Origin of the sequence: Dokdonella sp. (genome assembly GCF_035703485.1) — a bacterium.
GTDB lineage: Bacteria > Pseudomonadota > Gammaproteobacteria > Xanthomonadales > Rhodanobacteraceae > Dokdonella.
In genome coordinates, this window is sequence record NZ_DASSYD010000128.1 from 26,685 (window position 1) to 37,682 (window position 10,998).

General features: G+C 61.0%; 10 protein-coding genes. 3 read left to right on the plus strand and 7 right to left on the minus strand.

Annotation, left to right across the window (positions count from 1 at the left end):
• Positions 1-125: 125 nt before the first annotated feature.
• The 6 genes from VFN25_RS09905 to VFN25_RS09930 all read right to left on the minus strand — a co-directional run bounded on the left by VFN25_RS09905 (position 126) and on the right by VFN25_RS09930 (position 5,197).
• A complete protein-coding gene (locus VFN25_RS09905; RefSeq protein ID WP_325141378.1) occupies positions 126-578 on the minus strand; it encodes a hypothetical protein in 453 nt (150 codons plus the stop codon).
• 100 nt (positions 579-678) lie between these two features.
• Positions 679-1,164, minus strand: coding sequence for a phosphatidylglycerophosphatase A (locus VFN25_RS09910; protein WP_325141380.1), 486 nt, complete (start codon positions 1,162-1,164; stop codon positions 679-681).
• Positions 1,161-2,144, minus strand: coding sequence for a thiamine-phosphate kinase (gene thiL, locus VFN25_RS09915; protein WP_325141382.1), 984 nt, complete (start codon positions 2,142-2,144; stop codon positions 1,161-1,163). The genes VFN25_RS09910 and thiL overlap by 4 nt, the downstream gene beginning before the upstream one ends.
• A 128-nt stretch (positions 2,145-2,272) precedes the next feature.
• Positions 2,273-2,734 (minus strand): transcription antitermination factor NusB, encoded by a 462-nt coding sequence (gene nusB, locus VFN25_RS09920; protein WP_325141384.1) that lies wholly within the window; start codon positions 2,732-2,734, stop codon positions 2,273-2,275.
• Positions 2,731-3,195: a 6,7-dimethyl-8-ribityllumazine synthase gene (gene ribH / locus VFN25_RS09925; protein ID WP_325141387.1), complete on the minus strand. Its 465-nt coding sequence runs from the start codon at positions 3,193-3,195 to the stop codon at positions 2,731-2,733. Before ribH ends, nusB begins: the two co-directional genes overlap by 4 nt.
• A 172-nt stretch (positions 3,196-3,367) precedes the next feature.
• On the minus strand, positions 3,368-5,197 hold the full coding sequence (locus tag VFN25_RS09930; protein WP_325141389.1) for a hypothetical protein: 1,830 nt from the start codon (positions 5,195-5,197) through the stop codon (positions 3,368-3,370).
• A gap of 204 nt (positions 5,198-5,401) precedes the next feature.
• Between VFN25_RS09930 and metK the strand changes: the two genes are divergently transcribed.
• From metK to VFN25_RS09945, 3 genes are all read left to right on the plus strand, one after another.
• Positions 5,402-6,613: a methionine adenosyltransferase gene (gene metK / locus VFN25_RS09935; protein ID WP_325141391.1), complete on the plus strand. Its 1,212-nt coding sequence runs from the start codon at positions 5,402-5,404 to the stop codon at positions 6,611-6,613.
• Between the two features lie 269 nt (positions 6,614-6,882).
• On the plus strand, positions 6,883-8,334 hold the full coding sequence (locus tag VFN25_RS09940) for a bifunctional enoyl-CoA hydratase/phosphate acetyltransferase (RefSeq protein ID WP_325141393.1): 1,452 nt from the start codon (positions 6,883-6,885) through the stop codon (positions 8,332-8,334).
• Positions 8,331-9,524: an acetate/propionate family kinase gene (locus VFN25_RS09945; protein ID WP_325141394.1), complete on the plus strand. Its 1,194-nt coding sequence runs from the start codon at positions 8,331-8,333 to the stop codon at positions 9,522-9,524. The genes VFN25_RS09940 and VFN25_RS09945 overlap by 4 nt, the downstream gene beginning before the upstream one ends.
• A 338-nt stretch (positions 9,525-9,862) precedes the next feature.
• Here VFN25_RS09945 and VFN25_RS09950 read toward each other — a convergent pair whose 3' ends face one another.
• On the minus strand, positions 9,863-10,708 hold the full coding sequence (locus tag VFN25_RS09950; protein ID WP_325141395.1) for a transposase: 846 nt from the start codon (positions 10,706-10,708) through the stop codon (positions 9,863-9,865).
• Between the last annotated feature and the right edge of the window lie 290 nt (positions 10,709-10,998).

Sequence of the window (10,998 nt, forward strand, 5' to 3'; positions counted from 1 at the left end):
GGTGCCGGATGGAAAGGGAATGGGACATTCAGGGGCGCGGAGTATAGGCCAGTTCGCGCAAGCTTGCAGTCGCCCCGGAAAGCTCTCCCGGTAGCACGAATCTGGCGATATTCGCGCGCAACAGCCTATTGCTTGCCGCGTTTCGGATTCCACCGTCGTGCCGGGATCTCACACTTCTCCATGATTGCGCTGCGCGCCGCAGGATCGGCCGGCAGATTGAACGGGAATATCAGCGAGCTGAACACCCGATCACGGCCGGCATTGATGATGGTCGGCACGAATTCAATATTCCTGGCAATGCTCGCGGCGAGTTCACCGAGACCGCCGGGCGGCTCGACTTTTTCGACGGTGATATTGCTGGCTCGGCCATTGCCCTCAACGATGAACGACACCGCCGCACAGCCGGATTGATCCATGTTCTTGCCGCCAAGTGGTGCATCACCCTCGACCGAGTCCTTCATCAATACCCAGTATTTTTCGAGATCGTTCGGCTTGACCGAACGCACGGGGTTCTGCGCGTGAGCGACCGGGATCAGGGCAAGACCGACAATTGACAACAGCAGCGTTCGCAAAAACATGGTGGTTCTCCGTTACGTCAATGTCGAAGGATAACCAATCAGGCGCCTGCCGGCGTTTCGAACAGCGTAACACCGTGCAAATATTTCATTGCAGGGCGAATCATTGCAGCAGCAAGCCAAGCACCACGGCGGCGTAGAACCCCGCCAGGGCATCATCGAGCATGACCCCGAGGCCGCCCTTGATGCGACGATCCGCCCATGAACAAGGCCAGGGTTTCCACACATCGAACAGGCGAAACAGAAAAAATCCGGCGAAGATCCATGGCCAGTGCGCCGGCCAGATGAACAGCGGCAGCAGACTGATCCACTGGCCGACAAATTCATCCCAGACGATCACGCCCGGATCACTGATGCGCAGGCGTCCGATGACGATGTTCGATGCCCAGACGCCGACCAGGAATGCGGCCACGATGATGCCGACAACCCAGGCCATCGGCAATTCGCGCATCAGCAACCACGGCAACAGTGCCGCCGCCGATCCCGCGGTTCCGGGCGCAAACGGACTCAGGCCCGAGCCGAAGCCGCTGGCAATCCAGCCAGCCGGATGGCCGAGCACGGCGCGGCGTTGTTGTGCGTCGAGTTTCATGTGAAGTGTTCCCATCCCTTTTCAGGCGACACATTGTGTTGTCCGTTTCGATCGAAGACGCGCACACCGGTTCGCGCAACCACGCGACCGAGTTGCGTGACCTGGCATCCGAGCTCGGTCATCGCAATCCGCATCAATTCGACCTTCGCAGAGGCGATCGTGAAGGCCAGCTCATAGTCATCGCCACCGGATTTCTGAAGTGTGCGACAGGTATTCATATCGAAGCACTCGAACAATGCCACTGAACCTGGAAGGCATTCTTCCTCGATGTCGATTCCGAGCTCGCTTGCCGCGGCTATATGCCCCAGGTCAGCGATCAGGCCGTCGGAAATATCGATGCAGGCACTGGCCAGTCCGCGCAAGCCGATTCCTGCCGCAACCCGGGGTTGTGGCCGATTGAGCCGGCTGATCAGAAGCTCCTGATTGGCCTTCTGCTGCATCAGCGCGGAAGCGCCGGATTCGTCGATGGATTGCAGACAACGCAATCCGCCTGCCGCGTCACCCAGCGTGCCACTGACGAAGACCGCATCACCGACCTGAGCGCCCTTGCGCCGTATCGCGCAACCGCTCGGCACGAAGCCATGCGTCGTCACGGTGATTGCCAATGGACCTCGCGTTGTATCACCGCCGATCAACGCCACATCATGTCGCGCCGCGAGCGCACCGAAACCGTCGGCAAAAGCCGAGACGAAACCGGCGTCGGCTTCTGGCATCGTCAAAGCCAGAGTGGCCCAGGCTGGCGACGCCCCCATCGCGGCAAGATCACTGAGATTGACCGCCAGCGATTTCCAGCCAATATCGGCAGGCGCGGTTTCACGCGGAAAATGCACTCCTGCCACCAGGGTGTCGGTGCAGATGACGAGCTCGTGACCAGCAGGCAAGGCGACCACGGCCGCATCGTCGCCGATGCCCAGATGCACATCATCGCGCCTGGAAGCGCAGCGCTGCTTGAGAATTTCGATCAGATCGAATTCAGCCATCGACCGATCCGGCGCGAATGATGGGCAATGCGACCCTTCTCCTGCTGGCGGGAAATGCGATTGCCACGTTGATCTGGAGATACTTCAAGACTGACTCGCTGGGCGATCAATGCGAAGAAAACGGAAAGTCATCGGCCCTTTTTTCGGTATTCGACTTCACGCCACTGCCCGGCCAGCTTGTCGAGTACCCCGTTGACGAAGGTATGGCCTTGATCGGCACCGAAGCGCTTGGTTACTTCCAGCGCCTCGTTGATGATCACCCGGTACGGCACGTCGGGGCGAAACTTCAACTCGTAGGCGCCGATGCGCATGACTGCACGCTCGATCGGATCAACCTCTGCAATCTCGCGATCGATATGCTCGCGGATGCCGGCATCGAGTTCGGCCAGATTTTTCTCGACACCGCGCAGCAGATCCTCGAAATACTCGAGATCGGCAATTTCCATGTCCTGCTCGTGACTGAACTGCTCGATCACCTGGACCATGCGATTGCCGCCGACCTGCCAGGCATAGATCGCCTGCAGGGCACGTCGGCGCGAACGCGAACGCGCGGCAAGATCGACGCCTTCGGGGCGGTGCGGATGGCTCACAGGTTTCTCCAGAGATCGATCATTTCGAGGGCGGCGAGTGCGATTTCCTCACCCTTGTTGCCGTGCTTGCCACCTGCCCGCGCCTCGGCGTCTGCATGAGCCTCGACGGCGAGAACGCCGTTCAAGACGGGCATGCGAAACTCAACACCTACGCGCATCAGGCCATTCGCACAGCCGTCAGCTACCTGCTCATAGTGACGCGTATCGCCGCGCACCACACAGCCGAGCGCAAGGATTGCCGCGTGCTGGCCCGCCGCGGCGAGGTGCGCTGCTGCCATTGGAATCTCCCAGGCACCGGGCACACGCACGATGTCAATCGCCGCTTCGTTCACACCATGGTCAACAAGAGCAGCTCGCGCACCCTCGATCAGCACCTCGACGATGCGCGGATTCCAGCGACTCGCGATGATCGCAAGGCGGGCTTCGGGATGGGCACGCACGGTGCCGCAGATGATGGCCATGAGATCCTGCAGGGAGAAGCGCGGGCCTTATCGGCCCGGCGGAACCGCGCAGTCTAACGGACACGCGGCCCCGGCCAAAGTGCCCGGGATGCATTCGACGCAGTGTCTGTTGCGTGCAAGGCGGAATCCTTGAGGTAACCGATGGCTACCTCAAGGGAATCGCCAGCGGCGCTCAGTTGGATTCGAACCCATTGGCGAAGATCACGTCGGTCGATGGCACGGTAACGCCGTAGTTGCAGCTTGTGTTGTAAGCCGAGCCGATCGCGTTGATCTGGGTTGGCGTGTAGCCCATGGTTGCCGCCGCCGTGATGACCGCCTGCGCGGCGTCTTTCTGACTGGAGCTGCTACTGGTCATGGCCAACCCGCGCAGCATGGCCTTGTCCATTGCGTCACGGCCGATTGCAACCCAGGCGATGAGGTTGCAGGAAGCCCAGTACTGACCCTGACTGTGGATCGAGCCACCGATGTTGCCCGGGTAACTGTGGCCGACGTTGTAGTTGGTCACTCGCCCGCTCCAGTATTCGTTATGTCCATCCCAGTGGAACATCCAGAACCATTGTGGATCGGCAGGCGTCCAGTGACCGGTCGAACGGTTGTAGGAGCTCGCGAAATAGTCGCCGACGCCTTCCGACAGGCCCTCGTTCTGCGACAAGCCGCCATTGGTGATCCAGTCGTGCAGGCCATGGCCAAGTTCATGCAGGATGACATCCGAATCTTCGGCATCGTCAACGCCGCCCTCTCCGAACTGGAGCTGATCCGAACCCGAGGAGAACGATGAATTGTCATCACCATCGAACCCATGCGGATCGAAGCGCACGCCGCCGGCCACCGAGTTGGGCGCCACGCTCACGCCCAGGGTTTCGTTGAGGTAGCGCATCTGCTTGTCGATCAGGAAATACACGTTCGGCGCTTCGAACTTCTGATCGGCACGCGTCGTACTGAAATCCGATGTCGAGGGTGTCGGGCAATCATTGACGCCGCCAAATGGCGAAGCCCAGTCCTGGCAGCGCGCCCAGGGCCCTTCGAGCTTGAACACGCCACCGGCCTGGGTGATATCGCGCAAGCTGACACTGATCAACTGCCCGGTGAGCCCCGCGGAATCGGCATCACCGGCATCGGTCAGGCCACCGGTGCCATAGCTTGCCGTTGCCATGGTCAGCGGATCCGGATCAAACACGGTTGCCGTTCCATTGAGGTAATACTCGGTGTTGCGGAAATCGAGAATCTCGCCGCTGCTGGAATCGGCAACAATTTCCCATTCACCTTCCCTGGCTGGATCACGGACAACGAAAACCCAGGCCAGACGAGTCGGCTGGCGATCGGCATAGACCATCAATTCGGGATCAAGCACGTCATGCGCCGCTGGCATGCCGAACGACTGGACGACTTGCCGACGTACATCAGCCGCTTCCCGCGCCGGATGCACGGAGATCGCATCGATTGTCGGCCGAGCTTCGCTGCTGACAAAAATCACTTCGCCATCAGGCTTGACCGTGACTGCAATATCGCTGGCGTACACCGGAACGCCGTCGAGCACCTGCCTGAAGCGGACCACGGAGAACGCGCCGTCGTCACGCTGGTAGGCGGCACTCAGCTGTGCAGGGCTGTCGGCAATGCCGAGTTGATTCGCGCGCGCCGTGGTGAATTCACGCGCCATGCGTTCGGCGCTACCGACTTGCTGCGCACGGAATCCGGGGTGATAAAGCGCAGTTGCGCGTCCATCCGCGGCAAAACGGCCTTCACTGGTTTCCAGCGCTGCAATCGCATTGAACGCGGGTTTGTTCTGAATCGAATTCGCTGCCGGTTGCAAGGCCAGCGCAGAGCCCCCGGAAGCGACCAGGGCGATCGTCAATGAGGTGCCGAAAATTCCGAGTCGTTTGATCATGCAGGTATTTCCCCAGGAGCGTGGCGTCGAATGTGCGGTCGGCAAGTCTACCTGCTTGAGGCAATCGGCGAATGCGTCGCAAAGCATGTCTTCCTCATCTTCGGGAACGAAGTCCATCGGCCCGGACACCAAACGATCGCGCTCGATTCGCCGCGATCAATGAGGACGCATCGTCACCAACATGGGTGTTGAATGCCCTGCGATTCCTTGCCCGAACCATGCCCGCCAGGTTCAGCTTTGCTACCCTGCAAAACCCGACGCAGCGGTGTATCATGCGCGCCCCATTCATCCATCCATCCGCATTGAAGGATATATGACCTTATGAGCAGCACTCTGTTCACTTCCGAATCGGTTTCCGAAGGCCATCCCGACAAGGTTGCCGACCAGATCTCCGACGCCGTGCTCGACGCCATCCTGTTGCAGGACAAGCGCGCCCGTGTCGCCTGCGAAACGATGATCAAGACCGGCTTTGCCATCGTCGCCGGCGAGATCACGACGAATGCGTGGATCGATCTGGAAACCCTGACCCGCCGGGTCATTCTCGATATCGGCTACAACAGCTCGCAGGTCGGCTTCGACGGCGAAACCTGTGGCGTGCTCAATTTGATCGGCAAGCAGTCCCCCGACATCAACCAGGGCGTCGACCGCAAGAAGCCGGAAGAACAAGGGGCCGGCGATCAGGGCCTGATGTTTGGCTATGCAACCAATGAAACCAAGGACTTCATGCCGGCGGCGATCCACTATTCGCATCGTCTCGTCGAGCAGCAAGCCAAAGTGCGCAAGAAGAAAAACTCGCCAATGGCGTGGCTGCGTCCCGATGCAAAATCCCAGGTCACCCTGCGCTACGAAGATGGCAAGGCCGTGGCCATCGACGCCGTTGTGCTGTCGACCCAGCATGATCCTTCGGTCAAGCAGAAGGATCTGATCGAAGCCGTGCGCGAGCATATTCTGCTGCCTGTGCTGCCAGCCAAATGGCTGCACAAGGGCACCAAGTTCCACATCAACCCGACTGGCAAGTTCGTCATCGGCGGTCCGGTCGGCGACTGTGGCCTGACCGGACGCAAGATCATTGTCGACACCTACGGCGGCTGGGCCCGTCACGGTGGTGGCGCGTTCTCGGGCAAGGATCCGTCCAAGGTCGATCGCTCGGCCGCCTATGCCGCACGCTACGTGGCCAAGAACATCGTCGCCGCCGGCATTGCCGATCGTTGCGAAGTCCAGGTCAGCTATGCAATCGGCGTGGCCGAACCGACATCGATCTCGGTGACCACGTTCGGCACCGGCAAGATCAGTGACGACAAGATCGAAAAGCTGATCCGCAAGCATTTTGACCTGCGTCCGTACGGCATCATCCAGATGCTCGACCTGATCCATCCGATGTATCAGCAGACCGCCGCCTACGGACATTTCGGTCGCAAGCCATTGGAATTCACCTATACCGATAGTGCGGCGAAGCAACACACCGCAACGGCCTTCTCCTGGGAGAAGACCGACAAGGCCGAAATCCTGCGCAGTGATGCCAGGCTGAAGTAATCCGCCCCGCGCGAAGCAGTTGCAGCGACTCCCGAAACAGGCCGCCATGTGCGGCCTGTTTCCATTTCAGATCGACAACTTTCCCGACAACGGGTGCGCCACAAGGCCGCCAGCGTCGCAAGCTGCAGGTCGGGGTGCGTTCACTCGTCTGTGCGAGACTTGATCCCGCAAATCGATCGCCCGATCATGGGCGCGAATCAGTCAGTGACCGTTTCGCGGCTAACGCATCCCCAAAGAGATTCCCAGGTACCCGACAGGATACAAAGACGATGACGGCTGGAGCAGATTCGGTTACGCCCGCAAATCCGGCAAGCGAGCAGCATGATGATCTGCGCTTCGTACGCAACCGGATTTTTGACGAGATTGCCATTGGCGACCGTGCGAGTATCGAGCGCACCCTGACAGCCAGCGACATCAAGCTGTTCGCGGTCATTTCCGGCGACGACAACCCGCAGCATTTCGATGCCGGACTCACCTCCTCGACCCAACTGCACGGCGTCATTGCGCACGGCATGTGGGGTGCCGCATTGATCTCGGCAGTCCTCGGCACCCGTCTGCCCGGGCCGGGCACGGTCTATCTGGGCCAGACCCTCAGCTTTGCTGGTCCGGTGCGGATCGGCGACACCTTGACCATCAGCGTCGAAGTCATTGCCCGCGAACCGGCCAATCGCCACCTGCGCCTGACCTGCATGTGCATCAACCAGAAAGGTGAAGTAGTCATTGAGGGTGAAGCCGAGGTGATCGCGCCGGCCGAGCGCATCGTGCGACCACGCGCGACCCTGCCTGAAGTGCGTCTTGGCGACAACGATGGCGTACGTCGGCTGCTCGATGCGGTCAGCGACCTGCCAGCTATCCGCTGTGCCGTCGTGCACCCTTGCGATCCGACCTCGCTCGGTGGCGCCATCGAAGCCCGCGATGCCGGTCTGATCGTGCCGGTACTGGTTGCGCCGAAGGCGAGAATCGAGGCGATTGCCGCGGAAGCCGGATTCGATCTCGGCGGAATCGAGATCGAGGACGTGCCGCACAGCCATGCCGCCGCCGCTCGCGGCGCTGAGCTGGCCAGGACCGGTCACGTCGATGCCTTGATGAAAGGCAGTCTGCATACCGATGAATTCATGAGCGCAATCATTGCCGCCGATGCCGGCTTGCGCACCGCAAGGCGGATTTCGCACTGCTATCTGATGCAAACGGCCGCCTATCCGCGCCCCTTCATCATCACCGACGCGGCGATCAACATCGCACCGGATCTCGCCGCCAAGGCTGACATCGTGCGCAATGCCATCGACCTCGCCCGCATCATCGGCGTGGAGGAACCGCGGGTGGCAATCCTCGCCGCAGTGGAGACGGTCAATCCGGGCATGTCGGTCACGCTGGATGCCGCGGCATTGTGCAAGATGGCTGATCGCGGCCAGATTGTCGGCGGCATTCTCGATGGCCCACTGGCCATGGACAACGCCATCTCGATCACCGCCGCGCGCATCAAGGGCATTGTCTCGCCGGTCGCCGGTTGTGCCGACGTGCTCGTCGTGCCGGATCTGGAAAGTGGCAACATGCTGGCCAAGCAACTTGAATTTCTTGGCGATGCGGCCAGTGCCGGCATCGTTCTCGGCGCGCGCGTTCCTATTATCCTGACCAGTCGCGCCGATTCCGCCGACACGCGCATTTCCTCGTGCGCGGTCGCCTTGCTGGTCGCCCGCCATTACCAGGTTTCCCCGCCATGAGTGACGCCGATGCCTGCGTGCTCGTGCTCAACGCAGGCTCATCGAGCCTGAAGTTCGCCCTCTACGACGTGGGCGCAGGGGAGCCAGCCCAGCAGGCGCGCTGGCGCGGCAAGATCGGAGGTATCGGCAGCAGCTCACCCGTCTGGACGGACAATTCGGATGCCGCGCCGGTCGCTCTTGTCCTTGACGCCGAGCGCCCGTTCCGCGCCGCATTGGAAGAAGTTCGCAATCGCATCCCGCTGCACGTCAAGGACGGCACGCTGCGCGGCGTCGCCCATCGGGTCGTGCATGGCGGCAGTCGCTATTTCGCCCCGACCCGGGTCGATCAGGTCGTGCTCGATGAGTTGCGCCGGCTGATTCCGTTGGCGCCCCTGCATCAGCCTTCGACGCTCGAAGGCATCGAATCCTTCTTCAGTTCCCATCCCGATGTGCCGCAGATCGCCTGTTTCGACACCGGCTTCCACCACGGCATGCCGATGGTCGAACAATTGCTGCCGCTACCGTATGACGCCTGGGAGCGCGGCCTGCGCCGCTACGGTTTCCATGGCTTGTCTTACGAGTATCAGTCGATTGCCCTGGTCCGCCGTCACGGCGATCTGGCCCGCGGCCGCACCCTGGTCGCGCACATCGGCAGTGGCGCCAGCCTGTGCGCCATGCGCAACCTGCGCAGTGTCGCCACGACCATGGGCTTCTCGGCGCTTGACGGCCTGATGATGGGGACACGCTGCGGCTCGCTGGATCCCGGCATCGTCCTTTCCCTGCTCGAAACCGGGCGCTTCTCGACGGCCCGCCTGGGCCAGCTGCTGTACAAGGAATCCGGCCTGCTCGGCGTCTCCGGAGAATCCTCCGACCCACGCCTGCTGCTGGCCATCGAAGACACCAACCCGCGCGCCAGGATCGCCCTGGACCTCTATGTGCACCGGATCGTGCGTGAGATCGGCGCCCTCGCCGCCGTACTCGGCGGCCTCGATCTGCTCGTCTTTACCGCCGGCATTGGCGAACATAACGCGATCATCCGCGAACGCATCTGCAGTGCCCTCGGCCTGTTCAACATTCATCTCGATGCCGCTGCCAACGCCAGCCACGCTGCGGTGATTTCCGCCGCCGACAGTGGCAGCGTGGTCGCGATCGAACCGACCGACGAGGAATGGGTTGCCGCCTTGCGTGCGATTGAGCTGATACGCAATTGAAGAACCCGGACGCCTCGATGCAGCGCAGGTTTTCATTCCACCGATTTGATCGTCGCGCGCGCCTGCATCCATGACCCAGCGTTTGCGTGTGCAAGCATCCGGCACGCATCCGTGAGCAGATAAAATTTGGCTCTCACCCCGTGCATGATCGGCAGGCCGATTCCTTCAGCCCATTCTCGTCGGCACGCCACGTGAGAAAAATGCCGTTGACATCAATCGCGCCTGAGCCTATTGACCCGTATCCAACTGATGACGACGGCTCCGAAGCAGCCTTCAGATTCAGGCGGAAGTTGAACAATCAATCGCTTGAAAACAAGAAGGCCGCGCCAAGTGCACCGTCACCGGCGCGGAGTTCCACTTCTCACAATCCGTCCGATAGTCGTAAAGAACAGTCCGAAGTGCTTGCCGATCTGCGCGTAGCTGTACTCGCCCGTGGCCCAGGCGGCGCGAATCGCCTCATTGCGATTCGGATGCTTTTTAGCAAGCGCCGCAAGCGTCGGTGGTGGCGGACGACGCTGCACCTTGGGAATGCTCAGATCATCCGGCCGTCCCGTTGCGCGTTTCTGCATGCGTTCGACAAATGCATCGTTGCCGAGAAAAACCTGCCGATTGAGATGCTTCCACGGGGAGTCGGCACCCACACCCGCGTACACGAATCGCTGAAAAGCCCGGAGCGCACTTGCGCGTCGCGAGCCGAATTGCGCGAGCAATCCATCGGTTTCAAGCCATTCCGGCGAATCGGCCGCACCGACCATCGCGGAGTAGCTGCTCCATGGCCATTCGCCCGGATCGCCAACCATTCCCGCTCGCACCGGATTGAGCGCGACATAGCGAGTCAGTTCTAGAAGGTAGCTATCGGCATCGACCAGGATCGCCTTGAAGCGCCCCTGGAAAAGGTGCCCGGTGCGCCGATGACGCCGATTGCTCCACTGCGTGAACACGCCATTGAGTTGACGCATGCCCTTGGACAGATTTCCATCGGGAGTGCCAATGATCAGATGATAGTGATTGCCCATCAGGCAATAGGCATGACATAGCCAATTGAACGTCGAAACGACCTCGCCAAGCAGCTCAAGAAAGCGCTCGCGATCCCCATCGTCCTCGAAGATCGTCTCACGACGATCTCCCCGCGCGGTCACGTGGTACAGCGCCCCGCCAAACTCTATCCGAACTGGTCGTGCCATCGCCCGAGTTTAACTCAGATGATGGTATGATGGTAGACCTGACCCCGAAGCCCCCTGACCCCGGAGCCCCCTGACCCCGGAGCCCCGAAGCTTCTACCCCGATTCTGCAGTCTGGCTCTTCAATCCATCGGGTTACCCTTGGCGACCGGCCCCCTCTGTCACGATAGTTGTCCGCTCTTCTGATACCTGCCCTGAGGGGGCGAGAGGAGCACAACCATGAGCCGTTACAGCCCCGAGTTCAAAGAACAGGTCGTCCGCAAAATGATGCCGCCGAACAATCAAAGCGTCGC